The sequence below is a fragment of the Marinibactrum halimedae genome (assembly GCF_021234875.1).
Classification (GTDB): Bacteria; Pseudomonadota; Gammaproteobacteria; order Pseudomonadales; family Cellvibrionaceae; genus Marinibactrum; species Marinibactrum halimedae.
This window is the reverse complement of record NZ_JAJQVM010000013.1, coordinates 64,104-87,702: the sequence shown is the minus strand read 5'-3', so window position 1 is coordinate 87,702 and position 23,599 is coordinate 64,104. Positions and strand designations below refer to the sequence as shown.

At 42.2% G+C, this 23,599-nt stretch carries 12 protein-coding genes and 1 pseudogene; 3 read left to right on the top strand and 10 right to left on the bottom strand.

Annotation, left to right across the window (positions count from 1 at the left end):
- Positions 1–420: 420 nt before the first annotated feature.
- The gene (locus LU351_RS09420) at positions 421–1,938 is read left to right on the top strand and encodes a peptide MFS transporter (RefSeq protein ID WP_232593820.1); all 1,518 of its coding nucleotides are present in this window, start codon (positions 421–423) and stop codon (positions 1,936–1,938) included.
- 555 nt (positions 1,939–2,493) lie between these two features.
- On the top strand, positions 2,494–5,415 hold the full coding sequence (locus LU351_RS09415) for a bifunctional diguanylate cyclase/phosphodiesterase (protein WP_232593819.1): 2,922 nt from the start codon (positions 2,494–2,496) through the stop codon (positions 5,413–5,415).
- A gap of 138 nt (positions 5,416–5,553) precedes the next feature.
- On the opposite strand, the gene LU351_RS09410 is transcribed toward LU351_RS09415, so the two are convergent.
- The 10 genes and pseudogenes from LU351_RS09410 to LU351_RS09365 all read right to left on the bottom strand — a co-directional run bounded on the left by LU351_RS09410 (position 5,554) and on the right by LU351_RS09365 (position 20,696).
- Positions 5,554–8,289, bottom strand: a complete 2,736-nt coding sequence (locus tag LU351_RS09410) for a TonB-dependent receptor (RefSeq protein ID WP_232593818.1) — start codon at positions 8,287–8,289, stop codon at positions 5,554–5,556.
- A 76-nt stretch (positions 8,290–8,365) separates the two neighbouring features.
- Entirely contained in the window at positions 8,366–9,436 is a 1,071-nt protein-coding gene (locus LU351_RS09405) for a type 1 periplasmic-binding domain-containing protein (protein ID WP_232593817.1), read from the bottom strand.
- Positions 9,421–10,122, bottom strand: coding sequence for a hypothetical protein (locus tag LU351_RS09400; RefSeq protein WP_232593816.1), 702 nt, complete (start codon positions 10,120–10,122; stop codon positions 9,421–9,423). Before LU351_RS09400 ends, LU351_RS09405 begins: the two co-directional genes overlap by 16 nt.
- Positions 10,123–10,199: 77 nt before the next feature.
- Positions 10,200–13,088, bottom strand: coding sequence for a HAMP domain-containing protein (locus LU351_RS09395; protein WP_232593815.1), 2,889 nt, complete (start codon positions 13,086–13,088; stop codon positions 10,200–10,202).
- Between the two features lie 22 nt (positions 13,089–13,110).
- Positions 13,111–13,476, bottom strand: a complete 366-nt coding sequence (locus LU351_RS09390) for a response regulator (RefSeq protein WP_232593814.1) — start codon at positions 13,474–13,476, stop codon at positions 13,111–13,113.
- Positions 13,477–13,521: 45 nt separating this feature from the next.
- Positions 13,522–14,502 (bottom strand): chemotaxis protein CheX, encoded by a 981-nt coding sequence (locus LU351_RS20915; RefSeq protein ID WP_232593813.1) that lies wholly within the window; start codon positions 14,500–14,502, stop codon positions 13,522–13,524.
- Between the two features lie 64 nt (positions 14,503–14,566).
- Complete coding sequence (locus LU351_RS09380) at positions 14,567–15,145, bottom strand: hypothetical protein (protein ID WP_232593812.1); 579 nt, start codon at positions 15,143–15,145, stop codon at positions 14,567–14,569.
- Positions 15,146–15,340: 195 nt separating this feature from the next.
- Positions 15,341–15,598, bottom strand: a pseudogene (locus tag LU351_RS09375) (methyl-accepting chemotaxis protein); the annotation flags it as partial.
- Positions 15,599–16,446: 848 nt separating this feature from the next.
- A complete protein-coding gene (locus tag LU351_RS09370; protein WP_232593811.1) occupies positions 16,447–18,945 on the bottom strand; it encodes a glucan 1,4-alpha-glucosidase in 2,499 nt (832 codons plus the stop codon).
- 23 nt (positions 18,946–18,968) lie between these two features.
- On the bottom strand, positions 18,969–20,696 hold the full coding sequence (locus LU351_RS09365) for an MFS transporter (RefSeq protein ID WP_232593810.1): 1,728 nt from the start codon (positions 20,694–20,696) through the stop codon (positions 18,969–18,971).
- A gap of 607 nt (positions 20,697–21,303) precedes the next feature.
- Between LU351_RS09365 and LU351_RS09360 the strand changes: the two genes are divergently transcribed.
- Entirely contained in the window at positions 21,304–23,130 is a 1,827-nt protein-coding gene (locus LU351_RS09360) for an alpha-amylase family glycosyl hydrolase (RefSeq protein WP_232593809.1), read from the top strand.
- Positions 23,131–23,599 lie beyond the last annotated feature (469 nt).

Sequence of the window (23,599 nt, the reverse complement as noted above, 5' to 3'; positions counted from 1 at the left end):
TTTAGCTTCACAAAGGAAAGCTATTAAAAGGAAAGAAAGGCCGTTAAAACAGTAAGGCAGATAAGAAGTAAGACAAATGAGAAGTGAAACAAATGAAGTGGGGCTGATAAAGATAACCAATAAGATAAAGGTAACCAATAAGATAAAGGTAACCAATAAAAAGAAACCTAAGGCCACAAACAAACCATACTGGTCTTTTAAGCACCATATTGCCCACCCATTCCACATTCCAATGACAAAAAAAAGGAAGTCATTGAGGAACACGTTTAGTTTGCCGTTATTACCGTTAAGGTGCCGAACTAATACCGTGATGATGTATCTGAAAGTCAGGGTTTGTTCATCAGAACCCGTTTTACAAATACCGATCTGAACAATACGCACCAAAGACCACGATAACGATAAACTTTAACAAGGATTCCCATGTCCACATCCACCTTCTTCGGGCACCCCAAAGGGCTGTCTACTTTGTTTTTCCTCGAAATGTGGGAGCGCGTCAGTTACTACGGTATGCGCGCCCTACTCATACTTTTTATGGTGGCAGCGATAGCCGATGGCGGATTAGCCATTGATGACGCTACCGCCACTGCCATTTATGGCCTTTACACCGCCTCGGTTTATTTACTCAGTATGCCGGGTGGCTGGATAGCAGACCGACTCTTAGGGGCTCAGCGCTCTGTATTCGCAGGTGGCTGTGTGATTGCAGCCGGTCATTTTGTACTGGCTATCCCCGCTACCGAAACGTTCTTTATTGGCTTATTTTTGGTGGCAATGGGCACCGGGCTACTCAAACCCAATGTCAGTACGATTGTAGGGCAGCTCTATTCTGAAGAAGATCAACGGCGAGACAGTGGTTACACCATCTTTTACATGGGCATTAACATTGGGGGTATGCTCGGCCCAATTATTTGCGGCTTTCTTGGCGAAAGCGACTCTTTTGGCTGGCACTGGGGTTTCGGTGTCGCCGGTGTGGGAATGGTTTTGGGCCTAATTCAATATCACTTTGGTCGCAAGCATTTAGGCAGTTCCGGGCTAACCCCAACCCCTGGAGCGCTAAACACCAAAGTCGCTTGGAATTGGGTATTTGGCTTAAGCGGCGCACTAACACTGGTGTTCTTACTGGGGGTCTTTGGGGTTATCGCCGTCAGTGCCGTTAGCCTAGCAGCTTACGGTGCGCAACTCATTGCCTTACTGTTCGTAGTGTATTTTCTCTATCTCATACTACTCGGCGGTCTCACGTCATTGGAAAAGCGACGAGCATGGGTAGTCTTCATCCTCTGCGTCGGATGTGCCATTTTCTGGTCAGGGTTTGAACAAACCGGCTCTTCATTCAACCTCTTTGCCAGCCGCTATACCGACCGTACCCTAGATTTCATCGACTTCGAAATTCCCGCCAGCTGGTTTCAATCCATCAATTCGCTTTTCATCATCTTAACGGCTCCTTTTGTCGCTTGGTTATGGTTTATTCTGGCCAAGCGCAACCTTGACCCTTCCTCCCCAGTCAAATTTGCCTTCGGTTTGCTGCTACTGGCTGCGGGCTTCTTCGTGATGGTTCTGGCGGCAAAACTCGTCAGTGGGGGAGAGAAAGTCCTGCCCTTCTGGTTAGTGTTAACCTACTTTTTACACACGTTAGGTGAACTCTGCTTAAGCCCCGTCGGCATGAGTGCGGTGAGTCGATTGGCGCCCGCACGCTACGCCAGTCAGATGATGGGCATGTGGTTTTTGGCCATCTCCTTCGGGAATATCTTTGCCGGATTATTGGCCGGGCGCTTTGACCCCAACGAGTTAAGCGACATGCCAGGCTTGTATCTGCAAATTGCCCTAATGGGCGTAGGGGCGGCTGTCATTTTACTGGCACTGGCCAAACCTCTATCTCGATGGGAAAAATCCGTACCTGAGAAAGGGGATGACTCTCAAATGGCAAGCAGTTCCGCCTCTTAATAAAATTGAAATTGCGACAAACCACAAGGGCACCTTAAATTAAAATAAGATGCTCTTCACGCCAATGGCCAGTACGACTGTTGTTGAAATGTACGACTGATTGAAATGTACAACTGTACGACATTCATCAATAGGACAGCAAACAAGTACAGTGAGTCCGTATAACGGCCATTGGCTCACTCATTATTTGCGTTTTTATTCATACGCTTCAAATGAATGACCTCCAATTTTTAAGTCAATTTCGACACCTAGCCTGACCAGGGCTTAGAAAACACACCATACCAAGCTAAGTCCTCACAATTAATTTTTAAATACACTGATTCACTTTTTTACCTATTTTTATCAATTGATTAACGCCACTTTATTACAGCGACCATTGATCTCATCAATTAATAAAAAATGCTTCAAAAATCCACATTTACCCCTCTCTTTTTTCATAAAATTCATCAACCTACAAAGGATGTGCTAACTTTTTAAAAAGCTCTGCCCACTTTAATAAATGGGCTTCACCCGTTACAGGCAAAGGATGCTTGTGTCCTATTCAATAATTGGCTCATGATCAATAAAGTCAACCCAAGCCGTTTAGCCACCTATCAAGTGATTGGAACGGTTACACTATTCATTTTACTCAGCGCTGCCATGGGTGGGTATTTCTATCAATCGACGGTAAAACATGCAAATTATCGTCTCTCCCAGCTGGCAGAAGAGATGCTTGCAGAACAAAAACAGCAACTGGGAGCAGAAATTAACAGCCTTCTTCGTCAAGCCAATTACGATATTTCCATTGCCGCCAACTTACTAAAAACCAGTGTCAAACAACATGTTGACGGTGCCCATCAAATTGCGAGCGCACTCTACAATGACCTCAAAAACACCCAACTCCCGGTTAAAGAGCAACAACATGTCATTAAAGAAGCGTTTAGGAATTATCGATTTTTTGAGGGGCGCGGCTATATCTTTATCAGTAGCTTACCTAAAATCAGCATTCTTCTTCCCCCAACGCCAGAAATTGAAGGTCAAAGTGTAGAAGATTTAATTGATGACACTGGGAAAAATGTTACTGAAGCCGCGATTGAGGCCGTCACCAGCCTCAACCACTCTGGCTTTGTCGAATACCGTTGGTATCCGCCAGGACAAAAAGAAGAAATGGAAGATAAAATTTCATATGTAAAATTATTTGAGCCATGGGGATGGATTTTTGGAGCTGGCGACTACGTTTATGAAATGGAAAATACTTTAAAGCGCCAATTTCTAGCCCAAATGCAATCTACCCTATTAACCAATGGCCAGCCCGTTATCATTCTCAATAAAAATGGCGAAGTCCTGCTTAATCACAAACACAGCCTTCCCACAACTATTATCGATATTCCTAACACTCAAAATACATTTCCAAACTTCAATGAGCGAGTAAAAGCAGAGCTTTTTTATCACATTCAAACCTCCATTCGTGATAATGCTTTCTTCTCCTACAAAACCAGCCAGCGTCATACCCGACCCGATACGGACATCATTGCTCTTGCTCAAACTATCCCACACTGGCAATGGATTGTGATTGCCGGGTTAGAGCCCAATGCCACTAATCAATTAATCAAGCAACAATCCGCCTCCATCAAACAGGTATCGGAAAAACAACTCCAAGAAATCTGGCTAACCATCGTGATTGTTGCCTTAATTACACTCATTGCCACTGCTATTTTCAGCCGATGGCTTAAGGGACTACTGCTCAGTTATGAGAATGAAAATCAAGAACAAAATCAACGCTTACTGGAAAACGCTCAAGAATTAGACTTGGCAGCCGGTGTATTTGACAGTGTTACCCAAGGTATTTTAATTACAAACAAAGACAATAAAATCGTAAAGGCTAACTACGCCTTTTTTCAATTTACCGGCTACACCGAAAAAGAACTCTACAACGAAGACCCTGAAAGCTTCTTTGACAAAAACATTCCTGTGTCGTTTAACCGTGATATTTTCCCAAGCTTAGAATCACGTGGATTTTGGCAAGGTGAAATTCTTCAAAAAATTCGCACTAATAATACCACGTTACATTGTGCTATTTCTGTCACTGCCCGAAGAGACGATCATAACCATGTCAAAAACTACATTATCACCATCAAAGACATCAGTGAGCGAAAAAAACATGAAGACCAATTACGGTATCTGGCTGATTATGACTCCTTAACCAACTTACCCAATCGACGTTATTTATTACGCCGAATCGACGCACTCATTGAGTCCAATCATGGCCGCCCGGAGAAATTTGCCTTAGTCTTTGTGGATTTAGATCGCTTTAAAGCCATCAACGACTCCTTAGGACATGCTACCGGCGATGCGGTTTTAATAGAAACCGCTAAACGACTATGCAGTGCAGTACGAGAAAACGATACCGTGGTCCGATTAGGCGGAGATGAATTTATTTTACTTTTCTCACCCTTAAGAAACATACGAGGTATACAAGAATTTTGCGATAGACTAAAAAACATCATTTCACACCCCATCCAGTATAACGAGCATCGCTTCACGCTCACCACCAGCATCGGGCTCTCTATTTACCCTGACGACGGTGATACAGCAGAATCACTATTGCAAAATGCCGACATCGCTCTGTACGAATCCAAAAACAAAGGTAGGAATACGTATACCTTCTTTAACACAGAGTTGGCCGAATACGCTTCCAGTCGTTTAGATACCGAAATCGCGCTGAGAGACGCCCTTAACAACAATGAATTCGAATTATTTTATCAACCACAAATTTGCTTGAAAACTTGCATGGTAGTCGGTGTTGAAGCGTTATTACGCTGGAAAAGAACGGGCGGACAGTTTGTATCACCGGCGGTATTTATACCACTGGCAGAAGAAATCAATATCATTTCAGACATTACCAATTGGGTTATGGATACGGCAGCCAAACAAGCAGTCGCATGGCATGATCGTCTTCATATGTGGGTACCCATCGCTGTTAACTTATCGGGCAAGGACATTCATCGTGATCTGCCTCAACGTTTGAAGAAAGTACAATACGACAATGATATTGATCCCAAAACATTGGTACTCGAAGTCACAGAAGGGAGTATCATTAATAATATTGATGTGGCTATTGAAACATTAGAGGAAGTTCGTGAACAAGGTTACAGCGTCGCTCTGGATGATTTTGGAACCGGGTTTTCAAGCTTACACTACTTGTCTAAATTCCCCATTGATAAGCTCAAAATTGACAAATCGTTTGTTGATAATATTGCTAGCTCACCTAAAAGTGCTGCAGTAACAGCAGCTATTGTTCAAGTTGGCCAGTGTCTTGAGTTGAAAATTGTGGCAGAGGGTGTAGAAGACTTACAACAATTGCAAGTGCTACGGGCAATGGGCTGCAATATTGCACAAGGGTACTATTATTCTAAACCACTCCCCGCTGATGATTGTCTGCAATTTATTGAGCGAGAAAAACTGGCCAATCAACCGCCTTCCTTAGATGCAATGTAACACTTTCTAAAATACCATAAAAAAACAGGCGCTGTTGCGCCTGTTTTTTTAGATATAGACATGAGCGTGTCGATATTTATCAAGGTAGAATCATTCTCTTCAACTCCTTGTCTTCACGCTACAATCTACTTTCTTCCCTTACATGAAGGAGTAAGACAAGCCTAAATTATACGTCGCACCAAATGTTGTGGTCTGATACAAACGCTGAGTTGAGTTGGAGTATTGACGCTCTTCCTCATCGGTTAGGTTAATCCCTTCAAGGGTGATTTTCATACGATCATTGATTTGATAGAAGGCAGAGAAATCAACGTATAGAGTATCTTTAAATCCACGTTCGTCTTCGTCTGCCAAGCCTGGTTCAACAAAGTCAATGTATTCATCCCGATAAGCAAAAGCAACACGTCCACCCCAAGTTTCTTGCTCATAATACAATGTGAAGTTATAGGAAAGCTCAGATAATCCTGGGAAACTCTTAGATTCTTTCTCTCCGCTGTTTTTAACATCCCGATAAGTTGCATCACCTTCAACCGAGGTCAAATTTGCCACCATACCCATACCGTTAAAGGGTTCTGGCAAGAAATCAAATTCTTTTTGGACAGTGACCTCAATACCGGTGATATCGGCCTCCTCCGAATTGACCAAGCGGCTAAACGTATAGATCGTACTAGCATCTTGGTCATCAGGCAGCAAATCCAAAGGCAGGCCTATACTACCATAGGCAACCTCATCCGTTTGCAAGTCAGTAAAACCCGTGATGTCCTTAGTGAAAAACCCTACTGAGATAAAGTCTGCCCCACCAAAATACCACTCAGCCGAGAGCTCAAAATTATCAGACTCAAAAGGATCAAGCTCCGGACTGGCTGGCATCGTTATTACACGATCTCCTGTATCAAATCGATAACGCGGTTGACCTTCTGTTATTCGAGCTTCTTGAATAAATGGCCTACTGATATTTTGGCTAACACTGCCCCGCACAATAAAATCATCAAAGACTTCCACGGCCAAGTTAAATGATGGTAAAACGCCGTCGTAGGAATGATCAAACTCATAGGAACCACTGGCTGCCGTACTGTATGTGGCATCGGTATCATAATAACGCAGACCTGCATCCGCCTTCACCGGTAATCCAGCAACTTCAGTATCCAACGTATATTGGATATACAGGCCCAATGTTTCTTCTTCGACAAAATCCTCATCGAAATCATCACCAAAATCTAAATCCGTATTAACCCCATAAAAACTGGCCACTGCATTCACATTACCAGCAACAGGAAAGCTCTCATCATCAGATTCACTATAAATACTGAAGAATGGAGCAACGTCTCTCACGCCATTATTTAATGGTGCATCTTGTCTGGATCCAAAGTCATTGGCACGTACCGAATCCCCAACGTTTTCATATAGTTTATAATTCAGCCCAAAGGACAACGTAGAAACATCTGTAAATTCGTATTCAAAATCAAATTTTAAATTGGTAAATTCATCCTCAAAATAATCTTCCCGGAGATCAACCTCCTGAACTTCCCAAAAAGACGCATCTGTCAAATCAAATCCATAATCAAATTGTGCGTACTCTCGATTACTGTAGTCAGATGTAAATGTTTGACCTTGAATCGTCCGAAAATACGCCTTATCAGAAACAGGTTGATCAAATTCAGACTTGGAATAACCAAGCATGGCACTGCCCATCCACCCTTCGGCGAACTCCCAATCGACGTCAAAGACAATTTGATTATAGGTGGTATCCGCTTGATCAGTTCTATGCTCGGTACGAATAGGTGCGTTACTAAATGTTCCACTGATCAGTTCAATATCACCACCAATGTTACGAGTTTCTATGGACTCAATAGCACCAAATGCATTAGGGGTACCGTTTCTATCTATACCCAATGCAGTGCTACTAGAACCATTTGTGCTCAAATGATATTCATCTCGGTCATTATTGAGTTCGGCATACAATCCTGTAATACTGAGAGTAAACTCATCTATTGGTTGAAGTTGTAAAGCCAAATTTAAACCAATACGCTCTTGTGTGTTTTCCCAGACGGAATAGCGATTACCACGCGGAAACCAGACATCCCCATTTTCCAGTAATGTCTGAGTCGCCGAATCAATTCCTGAACCAATATCGCCTTCACCACCAGGAGCAACTGTTAAGGTACGTGGTCTATACCGGAAAGTATTCACCCCTTTCTCCTGAGTATCTTTCTCACTGTAGAAGAAAGATGCCAATACACCGCCAATACCAAACTGGGTCGTATAAAACGCATTCAAGCGTGGATTTATTTCTTCCGTAAATTCATTGGTACCCACAGAACCACTCACTACAAATTTAGTTTCATCAAAATCCAAGGGTTTTGCGGTTTCCAGCCCAATCGTTCCACCAATACCGCCTTCGTCTAAATCCGCCGAGACTGATTTGTAAATGTTAATTTGACTGAACATTTCAGAGGCAAACACGTTAAAATCAAAGTACCGGTCACGACGAACAGCACCACGAGAATCCATAGCCGAAGACGTTTTTGCAATTGTTTCCATACCATTGATTTGCACTCGCGTAAACGCTGGGCCTACACCACGCAACGATAATTGCCGCCCTTCGCCTACTTCCCGTGTGATTGTCGCCCCTGGCATCCGCTGCACCGATTCCGCCAGATTTAAATCTGGGAAGTCGGCAATATCTTCTGCAACGACAGTATCTTGAGAACCAATGGCTTGGCGCTTGGCCTCAATCGCCTTAATCAAACTCGCCCTAAAACCGGTGGCCAACAAATCTTCCAAAGAAAAATCACCGCCATCGTCTTGCGCCTGCGATGAAATCGCAAGCGCTAACAAACTTAATGTAAATCCCGTTTTTGCACACAGAGTCTTCATTGCGTTATCCCCGAAGTGATTATTTATAATCGTACTTACCACTTAAAAATGAATATTGACTTCTCTCAAGATCTCATTATTTTTTGATAACCTTATCGAAAGAACTTAAATTATTTTCTTTCACTTTAATCTTATTTTTACTTAACACCTTGGTATTGATGGTTTTCACTACAGAGAGAGGCTCTTGCGCATCCATATCTTCAAATTCCCAGTCGTTATCCCATAATTCCCAAATAATCGATGCAGTTTGCGAGCCCAAACCATAATGATCAGGTGAGAAGGAAAAGGAGCCGAACTTTAAGTCCGTATTCACCAAAGCCTCAATACCCACAACCACTGGTATTTTTTGCTTCTTAAGGCCAGGCAACCAAGACTTTTTAACATTTTCCGAAGTTAACAATACGTTATCATTCAGCACCAACAAGCTATCTACTTTTCTCTTGGATAAATCTTTTAATGATTTCGCAATTAATTTATCCATGTTGTCACTGGCGTTAGGAAGTTCAATACCCACCAAATTGATGCCTTCTCGTTTACAGTAAGTGGCATAACTATCCACTACACCTTTCAGCCTGGAACGATAAAGAACACCTACCGTTTTTACCGGCGATCTCACTACATTACGTACATTCACCAAACTGGTTACTGCCGGCACCTCATAACGAATTGCCGAGGTATTTTTTAACTTTGGCAACATTTGATCCACAAACAAAGCCGCAGTCGCAATAGCTGGGGGATGAGATGCAGAGGCGCCACTGGCTTTTTGATAATCCGTGTAGGTTTGTACAGCACGATTACCCAACAGCACTACCACATTCGGCCTATATTGACTCATCTGTTTACGGATTTTTTGAACATCCAGTGATTTATTGGCATCAACCACAACCAGCCTTAATTCTCCATCAACCTCTTCTTTAATGCCTTTTATTACCTCATCAAAAGCATCACCGCGCGGCTTAAAGGCGAGAACAGTGCCATCCAATGAATATTCATCGGGCGTGGTTTCACCTGCATTGACAATTAAATCTTCATTTTGCGCCAGCTGAAGTATTGTGGAATCCGCTAGCACTTTGAACGGAATACAGATTGTTAACACCAGGGCCAAAACCGCTGGGCACCATTTCCACTCTTTTATAGGGCTTGCCATGCGTCCACCCCCAGCATCTTATTTATATCTTGATCAAATTTTTGAATACATTGCGACACAGAGCCGCTTTTCGCGTCTTCTTTCAGAGCCGCACTGACTAATCCAACACGAACATCAAGGCGTGTGGCCACCAGATTCAACTGCGATTTTTGTTTCATCCCTTCATAAACTGATTCGGATACAAACAAAATGTCAGCGGAGCCAAAAGACAATAGAGGCAACAAGTCTTCCACTTTTGATACACGCTTTAATTTAATGTCTGTCTGCAATAGTTGAGTCACAAACTCACTCATTGGCTTCCGTCCTAACAGATCGACCACTCCAATTTTTTTTCCTGCCACTTGCGTTAGATCAATGGGCTTATCAATCGTCACAAAGACATAACTTTCATCTGTAACACCATCTTTTGCCCCTTTCATTACCGTTTTAAAAACACCGTTATAATCGATAATTGGCAATAGTGTTAAGATGGCTGATGGTGGTTCTGTTTTCATTATTGTTGCAAAGTCTTTTGCCCGCCCGAAAGCAGTCACATCAATTCCACTACACTTCGATTTTATTGTATCTTCAATGACATTTGCCCGTACTTCGCTAGGCACAAAGACATAAAGTGAATCCGCGTGCAGTTCAATTGACATGCTCATTAAAAGACTTGCCGCCAGCAAGCTCCTCAATGACATTAACAAAGCCCCCCTTTTGGGTTATTTAAAAGCTGTAAAAATACATTTATTCAAAGAAATTAAGATAATATTTTGCACTCATGTCATACCATTTGTGCTTCGTCGACAACATTTCTGGATATCGAGTAAAAAGATGCCGGCAAAATCAGCTCGAACTTAAAAGTAGCAAACCCATTACTGCTGGCATTCTTATCATCCAGCACCACTTTAATATCACCACCATTCGATTTGATAAATTCTTGCACCGCCTCCATCCCAACACCTCGACCAGAAATATCGGTTACCTGCTCAGTAGTGGAAACGCCCGACGAAAAAATAAAGTTAGCGATATCTTCAGAAGATAATGCTTTGGCATATTCCTCTCCCTGAATTTGCGCAATCTTTTCTTTAAGTTTGTGCAGTGCCAACCCTGCGCCATCATCATAAATGATCAACGCAACTCGGTTTTCGATATCTTTTCTTGCAATAGTAATACAGCCAGATTCTGGTTTTCCTTTCTCTTTTCTCATCTCTGGTGGTTCAATACCATGATCCAAACTATTACGCAGTAGGTGTGTAAAGATATTTTGAAGAGGCTGCTGACCAGCCTCAGTAATGAACAGTCCTTCAGCTTCAATATTGACCGCCGGATTATTTTTATTTAGATCAATTGCCAACTGCGATAAAGACCCAAGCACTTGACTTAAGGTTTGCTTTAAATTGATCTTAGAAGTCCCTGATAAGAAATCAAAAACATGATGAAGGTAAGAATTCACTTCATTAGGAACACCTTTAGTGTCTAATTGGTTGAATTCATTAATTAATTCATCAATTTGCGATTTTTGCAGTGGCGCAGTGACCGATCCATTAGGGCTCCTACCCAGTTTATCCCGCGCTACAACCTGATAACGTTCTACATCCTGTTTTGCCATCTCCAATTCATCCAGCAATTGCACTTGATTCCAGAGAACATCTTCGTGTTTACGTAATTCATCGTAAGTAGACTCTACTTCATGTACCGAGTCGGTCACATAGGTCAACCCATAAGTTCGCGCATTGCCTTTAACGGTATGCATATTTCGAAATAAAGAAGCAATCACCTCTAAGTCTTTATTCGTGTTGTATTGAATCAAGCGTTCACACTCATCGATAAATTCGAAAGAAGATTGAATAAAGCGATTGAAGTCCGACTCACTGAGATTCAGGATTTGCCCAATAATTTCCAACTCTTGACGTTGCTCTTCCGCTTCTGCCTGTAAGGCCTTCAGAGCAGTTACGTCACGGACTGTAACCATAATTTTATCAATTTCATCACCCAAAATAATGGGATCCCAGTCCAACTCAATAACCTGTTTTTCACCATTGGCTTGGGTTCTACCATATTCTGTCACCAACAAGTGCGAATTAAAGTCCCACATCATTTCATCTTCGCCCACCAAAGCACTGATGGCAGTAGAGATTTGATCTAAGGCATTGGAACCCAAATCACAATCAGTGAATAACAAATCCATGCAATTGCGACCGGCAATTTCTTTTGTCGAGAAAATCTCCTCGCAGTACGCCGCATATTCATGATGGATATTGCCATCTCGCATAATGGTGAACAGCCCCTGATGCATATTCTGCATCATGGATAAAATATCATTGGTTTTCTCTTGCAGAGCCTCTGTCCGCTCTTCCACTTTTTGCTCAAGTGTTCGATTTTGCTCTTCTATCACTTCCCTCATGTTAATATTATTCAAGGTGATCACTAATGAGCGAGCCAGTGTTTGCGCGAATTCACAATCATTTTCAGACACTTCCAACTGATCCTTGTATCCGCTAATGCAAATTAACCCCATCAAGCTTTCTTGTGTTCTAAGAGGCACAATCAAGACACTAATCGTTTGCGAAGAGCGTACCTTCATCCGTGTGGACATATCCTCAATAAAGAAAAGCTCCTGATTTTCTCGTGCATCACTCATCACCCACTTGGCTACATCCGTCGGTTCCTCGGTGCTGGTTACAGAGTCTTTATGATGAGCATCCACCAATGTCCATTCTGTGGTTTCAGTGTTATAGAGCAGAAGCTCTGCACTTTGCGCATTACAATGCACCATCAACGTCTTAATGGCTTCATCATAGGCGATATCTTTATCCGTCGTTTGCGCGAGTTTTTCACCACTTTGATTTAACGTCGCCAAATCTTCTATTTTCTTTTTAATGGTAACGCGCATTGAATCAAAAGCCGTTGCCAGCTGACCTACCTCATCATTCGTTTCAGCCTCGATGACGGAGTCATAATCTCCGCTGGAAATGCCTTTCGCTTTATTGTTCAATGAACCAATCGGATTGGTGATGGTTGTGGCCATACTCCTGACAATTTTCATACAGATGAACAGCGCTACAATATTAATCCCAACCAAAATCAACAACGTTTGAATTAATACCATTCTGGATTTCGCCTTCGCCACTTCTGCCGTTTCTTCCATAGAAGCCGTAGACATGCCGTAGCGAATGAAACCCAACACTTCATCGTCCACAATTACTGGCGAGGCGAACTCTAAGATCGTGATACCATCGATAATGACTTCTTTAAAATCCGGTGATTCCAGTTTCGCGGCCCACACACTCATTGAATCAGACAACTCATCCGCACTCTGAAGCAAACCACTGGGGTTTTCTGCATTGGCATACACCCATGGCTGCAAATCCACATCCATATAAATGCCATAACTGATATCTTTGTCGTTTTTTACTGTACTAGAGACAAGCTCTTGGACCGCAGTAAACGCATTATCTTCTGCCATACCCCGCAGGGCATAACTGTTGTTTGACACTAACGTTTGTGCTTTCGCAATCAAAGACTCACGTATAGTGCCCAAGGTCTCTTCTAAATCTGACTGAGCACCTTGGTAATTAATCCCAGCAACAGCAAGCAAAATAATGGCAAAACTGCCTACCAAGATTTTACTGACATTACTGATAAGTTTGGATTTAATACTCACAAACATAGCTGCAACTCAACCTGGTCAATTAACCTAATAATTTTTTAACCGCTCCGATTACAGCATCACCTTTAAACGGTTTAACAATCCACCCTTTCACACCGGCATCTTTTCCCCGTTGCTTCATGCGTGCATCGCTTTCCGTGGTTAACATGATGATGTTCACCGTGTTATTACCCAGCTCACTACGTACTTTTTCAGCCATGGTCAGGCCATCCATAATCGGCATATTAACGTCTGAAATGATAAGCTTAATCGACGAATCTGCCTTGAGCTTATCCAGTCCATCCTTACCATTTTCTGCAAGCACCGTCGCAATACCGTTATTTTTTAAAAAGGAACCCACTTCGTTTCTTACTGTTGCCGAGTCATCAACCACTAAAACTTTGCTCATTAAATTCGCCTCCTGATAGGTAAAATCAAAATAAATTTCAATCAACTAAAACAATTCAAGCTCACCCGACTCAACCGAATCACTTAAAATTTGCTCTGAGATATTCATGTTTTCTGGCATCCAGCTGAGATTAAAAATTATTTTTTGATTAAGAGTAAACGGTTTATATCTATTTTGCGTATCTTCTACTGTGTAGGTAAAACAAAGTTGCGGCTCTGTTGCACCAAACGAAATAAATTTCTTAGCGTGATTCACTAAAATAGGAACCTGTATCGAACTCCCTCCCACATCAGCATTGTGTTCTTCTGTAAAAAATTGAGATTTAATTCGACCCCAGATGACATTGGTAATCTCATTAAGTAACTGATTGACATCCAAAGATTCATTATTAATCTTTGAAGGCAGACTGGTATTACCTGAACGAATAACATTACTGATATCTTCATCCGTTGTCTGAATCATCATATAGCCTTTACACCAGCTACTTTCCAAGGGGATCATACTGAACACCTCCCCATAGATAATATGATGCTTCACAAGACAGGGGGAGCTTTTGGTAATAATCGAATCTCGAACACTTTCGGATAATGTTTGCTGCGTAATTTCTTGAATACCGTGAACCAAGGGTGTTGGGTAATACCGATTAAATAGGTGATCTTGTAAGAAGGACTTTAAGGGAGACAAATCCTCCAATGTATAGACACCTGCAAACAACGACTGAGCATCTTCAGACAAGCCATCAAACGTCGCCGAGGTTAATCGACGCAAAACCAATGGTAACTCAGGACGAACCTTATGAATCTCAACGGCAAGATCAATACCGCTTTTTCCATCATCGTCTAACGTCTCAGAAAGAAAAACAGCGCCCAAATCAATATTACAATCAAAAACCTTATTGATTTTATTATAGTGCTCCCGAAACCCAACCAGGTTATTCTCATCACAAAAATTTTTAATAACCGACAACGCTGTTGGATCAGCGTCATAAGCAAAGACCTTGCTTACAATCTCAGCTTCACTCTCCACAATCCACCCCTACATGCTGTGTGAATAAAAAATACCAATCATTAGTAACAATTGAATTAACGATTCAAAACAATTCCAACTCGCCTGAATCGGCTAAATCTTCATCGGCAACCGCATTCTTTTCTTCAAGTTGGCCATCAATAGCTTTACTGACTTCGACTAACATAATGGCTTCAAATAGTGTCGTACCATTGACTTTTAAATCAACAAAACTAATGTGATCGTTATTGGACAATTCGAAAAATTGATTACACTCGCGAGATAAACGAACTGGTGTTGACATACCCAAACAGGGGAAAATACCCCCAAGCTTACGTTTAAATTCGCCAGTAAACAGATTGCCATGCTCACTCACAGCATCATAAAAAGCGACATCCGTAAGGGCTTCTTTCGTAATACCCAGCTTCTCAACAACAAAGCCTTCAACCATTTCATTGCGAGTAAAGTAAAGCTGCAAAACAACACGAAAACACATCGAGCTAATGGTCAGCATTAAAAACTCGTCACAAGTGGTCATCACGCCACTCTCACTATTGATGTTTTTTAATGTCACTTCCGATTCACTGCCAATACGGGTAGAACAATCCGACAGAGAGTCTCTTAGATATCGGTCTAGCTCGGAATAAAATTCAAGTCGATCCATTATTCAGCCATCTTTTTAAATATCAAAAAACGACGAGCAATATAATAAGCATCCAAAACACTATGCATCAGAAACAGCATGTATCAAAAAACTATGTATCAGAAACAACATGCATCAGAAACAACATGTATCAGAAACTCGTTCACTTATGATTGCTTTTTACACACTGAGGATACACCGTTACAATACGGTTAATTACGAAACCTGCTGAAGGAGCTTATCCACAACATCCGATGTAGCATGAACCTCCGTCATGATGAGCTTGCCGCCAGCTTGAATATCCTGAAAAGTCGCAGAAGTAATAAGATCGTTTTTGTTTAGATTATCTTTGTAGCTTTCGCTAAGCTTCTGTGAGCGTAGCGCTAGGTTTCTAACTTCGTCAGCCACTACCGCAAACCCTCGCCCTTCTTCACCTGCTCGAGCAGCTTCAATCGCAGCGTTGAGCGCTAAAATAACAATTTGATTCACAATTTTGAAAAATTCAGAATTTTGCGTGTGCATATGCTGGTTGTGACTCATAAGCTTATCAAGCCCACTGTGCCAACGCTCAAATGCCTCGCTTAACAGTGTTAAATCAGCAAGTAAACTTTTTACACTGTCCAATTCTCGACGAAAGGCTTGTTTTTGAGCTGCAAAATCATTTTCCAATTGCTCTTTAAGAGAGGATAGACGCTCCTGCTCAGCTGCCAAGTGTTGATCTTTATTGATAAGCGTCTGATCAAACTTCACTCTTTCTTCTTCAAAGGCAGATTGCTGCTGTTGTAGTTCTTGCTTTTGAAGCGTAACAGAGGCTTTAGTGCTCTCAAGCTCTGTTGAACAACTGTTGTAGTTTGACGATAGGTCATTTAGCTCTTGTTGGATAAGAGCAAATTGATTTTTATATTTAAATACGTAGTAAATACTACCAAGCAAGGAAAAAAATAAAACCAGCAGCCCGATTTGGGATAGTAGAACCACTTATGATTACCCTTAAAAACTTGAGACATGACGTGGACAAACGTTTTAGTTAACGTCTTTGAATTCAGCAACCGCTCAACCTTTAGGGTAGACATACCTTCTAATATCGCAAATTTCTTATGAGAAAAAAATGAATAACACTTTGCTTTTAACGTTAAACAACCAAAATGACTATAAATTCATCTTCTATTAAAATAAAAAGCTATAAAAAAGCCTCAGTAAATCAAATTACTGAGGCTCCAGAATAAGCGTTCGGATACTAATGAAAATAATGATCAAAAAAATTCATTAACATGACAGAAGTATTATAAAAAATTTTCATCATTATGACATTAAGGCGTTATTTAGTAGGAGATCACGACAGAGGCACTATCCTCTCTATTAAGAGCTTCTGTTACTAGAGGATAATGATCCCATACTGCTTGATCGGTAATCGAGCGCAGTAATTTAATATATTCTGCATGAGTCCACGCCAATGGTGTTGCCGAATTGGTCCCCTCTCCTTTTTGATATTTATTACCAGGATTAACGCCGATACCATCCCATACCTGCTCTGGCAACATTAATCCTTCGTTCGCAAACAACTCCATGGCTTGAACATAGTGTTGACGTAAACGCAACAGCTCGGACTTGATGGCCGGGCTTTCTGTATTTGATTCATCGCCATGAAGCTTCAGTATTTTTGCCAATTCGTAATGACCACGCTCACCGGTAAAAAATGGCCACACTCGGCCGCGTTGACCTGGCGTCATGCCATTCTGACCATAATTAGCGCCATTGGTCATATCTTCGCCATAGCCATCATTACCATAACGACGCCACCCTGAAAATACACCATCAACATCCTCAAACGTAAATTCGTACTTCACTTTAAGGTTATCTGGCAGTGTTGTGTCGTCTAATTCCTCAAGGCTGTCTATAATATAAGGGTCATTTGACTCACGCACTCCATACCTGACCAGCTCCAAAAAGCCAGCGTCCAAGATTTCTTTTTCTTTTAATTCTCCACGACCATTTCGGTCCAAAAGCATACCGTTGTCGTTAGGATCTTCATTTTGGGTAATGCGCAAGTAATATTGCCCATTGTGATTATGGACACCTTGAGTAGTAAACATATATTTTTCGATATTGGCCGAATAGGCCTTGGCGTGCTGCAAATATTTCTGAGCAAACTCAGCCTCTCCCGCAAATTCTGCAAAGTCGGCAGCCACAACTAAACCCGCAATCAAGGCTGCGGTGCTGGATGGTGAATAACCCGATTGTTCCTCCCAGCGTTCTTGTTGTGTAATGGGGGGAGTAATGACTTCAGTATTCCAATCTAAATTCAATTGCCCACCGGAAACCAAAAAGTTAGCCGCAGGTTTCAACATAGTGTGATACCAATAGCGTGCCTCTTCCTCATTAAGCACCCCAGCTTTCCATAATTTCCAAGCCAGCATGATGGGCATAGCCGTTTGGTCTAACTGCACCGACCACCATTCAATTTGCCCATCTACATGGGATTTTTGAAGAAACCATCCCCCATCGCCCTTATTCAAAGGAGTGCTTTCAGAAACCTGTACTTGCTTAAGATATTCAAATGCCACTTTGGGCGTTTCAGTATCACCCAATGCCAGCAGCGCCATTGCACATTGGTAAAAATCACGAGGCCATACTGCTTTGTAACCGGTACTCTTCTCCAGTGCCAATACGGTATCGCCCCAAGGGTTAGATAATGAGGCAATCAAAGCGCCAGCATGGGTTTTGTCTTCTTGTGCCTTTAAGACCAAGGCACTGACATGAGCCAGTTTCCCTCCGTCCATCGCCATGTCTTTTATCGCATCGAGCCCACTTAAACCCTTTAAATAGTCTTCCCAACCCATCGCATCACCCACACCATTGTAGTGAGCTAATGTCTTCTCATAGCCTTGCTGTAAGGTTTCACTCGCCATTCGTTGAATATCAGACTCACTGCGCCCAAAAGCCAACACGGTGTCGATAACGGTCTCCTTCCCATTGATTACAGGTGGTAATGCCCCCCCAAGTAAAACATTGCCTTTCTCTTTTCCGGAGGTGGTATAATAAACATCTAAATAACCATCTTTGAGATCAGAAAAAGGGTCAGAGATACCGGCAAAACCCACTGTTTTTTCTGTAAATGGCGCACTGGTGTGAATACCCAGCATTACATTTCCGTCCGCCGCATAAAGGCCGTCGGCGGAAACCCAACCGGAATCATTAATACCGTCATTATTCACATGAGGATCCACAATTAAATAGGGCGTGAAATTTCCCTGGTGTGCCACAAAATGGGTTCGCATGAAAAGCACGGGGCGATCTGGATCAGTGAAGATGTGTTTTTCCAGGGTATACAACCCCTCTTTATCTCGGTTCGTGATTTTATACGCCAGAGAAAGTGGCCGCCCTTCATTATCAGTGTGGAGATATTCAATCGTTGTGTCGGTATCGGTTTCTTCTCGATCTACATAGGTCTTGCCAGAACGATCCTGCCCGACGATGACGTATTGCATGTCTTTGATTTGAGCCTGGTGAATTAATCCCCACATGGTTTCGGTCACGATACCATTGGCAATGGAAAACCAAACTTTAGAAACGGCTCCAGTTTGCGGATTGGATTGATAAGCACCATCAACATAAGCTTCATAAGAAGTCCCGATGCCCGTCTTTCCCGAAAACGCCCACACGGGATCAGCTCCTGGCGCACCCGGTGCAACATTTTCTTTTCCCACACCGCTCCCTTTCGCTTGCTGCTCGATCATTCCATGTTCAACAATCTGTCTATCATTGGCACACCCGCCTATGGAAACCATCAATGCACATATAAATAGTGTATTTTTATTCATTATAATTTCCTCTCATTAAACAACTAAATACTGGCTGGTTTTAAGGTGGGGGCACGCTCTACCCTTAACACCGCTATCGCTGCGAGAACCCAACATAAGCTTCCCAGCAATAATGCATAAATACTTTCTCCATCAAAGCAATAGCGCACCAATATACCTAAGACACTGGCCGCCAATAATTGCGGAATAACGATAAAGAAATTAAAAATACCCATATAGACCCCCATACGATGGGCCGGTATGGCATCGGCTAGCATGGTATAAGGGAGTGACAGAATGGAGGCCCAGGCAAACCCCACCCCGATCATGGAAAACAATAAATACGTAGGGTTTTCAATAAAAAGAAAAGAAGCCAACCCAATGGCACCGAAGAGTAAATTCACTTGATGGCTAATGCCCAACCCTAAGCGCCTCACCATAAAGGGAATGAGCAATGCCGCCAATGCAGCAAATCCATTGTAAGCGGCAAATAAAACTCCCACCCAATCCGCGCCCGCATTGTATTCCACAGACTGAGGGTCACTTGAGCGATAGTGAACAGCCGTTACCGCAGGAGTAGCATAGATCCAGAGAGCGAACATACTGAACCAAGAAAAAAATTGCACCCATGCTAATTGACGCATCCGCTCTGGCATTAATAATAAACTTTTGCAGATTTCATAAAAACCATTACTGGGTTCCTCTGAACTCTCCCTCTTTTTTTGATGAAATGACGATTTTTGATGAACTCCAGAGCGCAAGTTAAACTTTAAAAAAATGCCTTTTTTCATCCCCCATGCGATCAACATGACCGTACCGTAACTGACTGCCGCACCGCATAATACATACAATTCTTTTTCACCTTCTAGCACGACAATCATCATGGCGGAAAGACTGCCTGCGGCTATCCACAACGCGGGCTTTCGTAGACCGAAGGTAACAGAGGGTACTTCTTGAGACCGGCTGTTTTTTCGACTTTCGTCGAATGCGGCCATTTGTTCTGGGCTGTATTCTCGCGAACGAATCACCGTCCACCCCACCGATCCCAATAAAACAAGCGCACCAACATAAAAGGAGTAACGTACAGAGTCGGGTATCACACCTGCCTCTGCTGTACCAGAAACACCCAACCAATTCGAAAAAACCCATGGCATTGCCGAGGCAATCACCGCCCCAATACCAATAAAAAAACTTTGTAATAAATACCCTTGAGACCGCTGTTTTTTTGGTAATACATCCGCAACCATCGCTCTAAAGGGTTCCATAGTGACATTAATTGACGCATCCAATACCCACAACATGCCCGCCGCAAACCATAGTGCTGGTGAATGAGGCATCAATAACAACGCAGCAGACGTCGCCAACGCGCCATACAAAAAATACGGTCGTCGACGACCTAAACGGCACCAAGTTTTGTCACTGAAGTGCCCAACAATCGGTTGAACCAATAAACCCGTTACCGGCCCGGCAATCCACAAAATCGGAATTTGCTCAATAGAGGCACCAAGGGTTTGAAAAATTCGACTGACGTTTGCACTTTGTAAAGCAAAACCAAATTGAATACCCAAAAAACCAAAGCACATGTGCCAAATTTGCAAGAAATGCAATTCGGGTTTTTCTCGAAGTAAAGACGTCGTAGCGGACTGAGAATGGGTAGTAGATTGAGAATGGGTAGTAGATTGAGAATGGGTAGTAGATTGAGAATGGGTAGTAGATTGAGAATGGGCAGTAGATTGAGGGTTGATAACGGCCTGACGTGCATCTGAAGACATACTAGACACCACCTTAAGATATAACGGTTATTTTTTCGCTGTTATTGTTAGTCGCTGTTGTTGTTAAATTTTTATTATTAGGCGCTTTTTTATCAGCGTATTTTCTCTCAGTAATATCACAAAAAATCAGGGTAAAAAAGCGGCTGTATTCCAACAGCCGCTAAACTCAGGACAAGCACGCCTCGTTTTTCTTATTATCAACCAATATCATGGTTTCATATTCAGCAATCAATAATAAACCACGATACTCACACCCCAAGTCGATAATAAGCCAATGTTATGGACACAAAACCCCGTGCCTAAACCCTTCAGAAGCGTGATTTCATCCTAAAAACAGCACTGTATCGAAGCAAGAGCGTGCATACGTATTCATCAAATAAGGAATTTCACGCCAAAGCCGACCTTAGCAATAAAACACAAATACCCAATAAACCACAGCCAATGAATACGTATGTAAGCTATTGCTGGCATTTTGGAATATCGATAGCTTTGTTCATTAATCATTGACAACATTCATCATTGATAAATTGTTGCGGCGTACCCTCGAAAACGTCTTCAAAAAGACCTCCGCACCTATTTTTATCTCATTGACGGAACCAAGACATACATGAACTCAATCGACGTCGTAAACGCCCCAATCACGTCATTAAACGAAGACAAGTTACCGACTTCGCCATTAGAGAGTGAAAGCCGCTCACACGCCTGCGGGCTTTCCAACACCACTCAACACCCCCTCTCTGACACCGAAGAATGGTGGAGAGGTGCGGCTATTTATCAAATTTACCCACGCAGCTTTTTGGATACCAACGGTGATGGCATCGGGGACTTACCTGGTATCACTCAAAAGCTGGATTACATTAAACAACTGGGTGTGGATGCCATTTGGATCTCACCTTTTTTCGCCTCACCCATGAAAGACTTTGGGTATGACGTAAGTGATTATCGAGCCGTCGACCCGATGTTTGGCACGCTAGAAGATTTTGATGCCCTTGTACAAAAAGCCCATGAATGCGGTTTAAAAATCATTATTGATCAAGTATTAAGCCACACATCTTCTGAGCACGCTTGGTTTAAAGAAAGCCGGTCGAGTCGGGACAACTCAAAATTCGATTGGTATGTCTGGGCAGACCCACTGCCCGATGGCAGCCCACCCAATAATTGGCTATCTATTTTTGGGGGTTCAGCGTGGCAGTGGGATTCTCGTCGTTGCCAATATTACTTACATAATTTTCTTTCCTGCCAGCCAGATTTAAATTTTCATTGTGAAGCGGTACAAACTCAAATACTAAAGGAAGTAGAATTTTGGTTGAAACGCGGAGTGGACGGATTCCGATTGGATGCCATTAATTTTTGTTTTCACGATAAACAACTGAGATCAAACCCGCCCAAACCCTTAAACGAGCGGAAAGGTCGAGGATTTTCAAACGATAACCCTTATGCCTCACAATATCACTATTTTGATAATACCCAACCCGAAGCTCTGCTTTTTTTAGAAAAGCTTCGCACATTACTGGATAGCTACGACGCCATCACCACATTAGGCGAAATTAATTCTGAAGATTCCTTAGCGAGTATGGCGGAATACACAGAAGGCAATAAACGTTTACACATGGGCTACAGTTTTGAATTATTGGCAGATGAGTTTTCACCTTCTTACCTAAAAAATACGGTCTCACAATTAGAAGAAAAACTCACTGACGGTTGGCCGTGCTGGGCAATGAACAATCACGATGTCGAACGTGCGGTCACCCGCTGGGGCAATAATGAAAACAGCTCCAATTTTGCCAAGATGTTATTTGGTATTTTAGCTACATTACGAGGCAGCTTCTGCATTTACCAAGGTGAAGAATTAGGCCTTAATGAGGCCATGATTCCTTTTGAACTATTGCAAGACCCCTTTGGTATTGAATTTTGGCCAGAATTTAAAGGACGCGATGGATGTCGTACTCCTATGCCGTGGAATAAAGAAAAATATTCTGGGTTCAGCACGACTTCCCCTTGGCTTCCTATTTCAGAGCAACATACAACACAATCGGTTATCGACCAGTTTGACGACAGCGAATCTGTACTGAGTTTTTATCAAAAATTATTACACTGGCGAAAAACACGTAAAGAATTGATTAAAGGGCAAATTCAATTCCTAGATATTACGACTCAATCACTGTCCAATCAGTCACTCTCCGAAAATGAAGCAATGCTTGCTTACACACGCCATATAAGTTCACAAGAGACCCTCATTGTGGCCAATTTTTCTGCTTCAAACAGACAGCTTTCAGTACAGGCGATACTCAAAGCATTGCAAAGTGCATCACCGGCAGCTCCTCATAAAATACTTATCAAAAAAGAGGCCATTTCTTATAATTCAAATTTCAATGAAGACCTCATTACACTAAAAGGCCACGGTATTTTTATTGCTACCTTAGCAAGAGAATAAAGACAGGCTTTGAAAACACCTTGAAATACTTCAATAAAATTTAGGACGAGAGGTCATTCAAAATAGAGGCTTAGCATTGATTGGACACTGGTTGATGACAAAGCTACAGAGTTCTGATCTAAAAATGACAGTCTAAGAAAGAATACCTAAAACCAATACTCAAAACTGGCATCGAGAACTAAGGACATTTTTTTACATTTTTTTACACTCGTGATCTCACCCATGCCCTCTCCTCTAATGAGAAGCTTTTTATACCCTTCTACGCATTAAAATGGACTATTCTTATCAATAACCACCACAGATAGATTAAATTTCGAACAATTCTATTACCGCACCTTACTATCGAGAATAAAAAAATAGAAATATTTTCAGCGGAGTACAAACATAGAGGCGACTGTGTTTACTACTCATACAAAAATATGATTATACTGGTTAAAACTAAAATAGATTTGTGTCGGCCTTAGGGGTG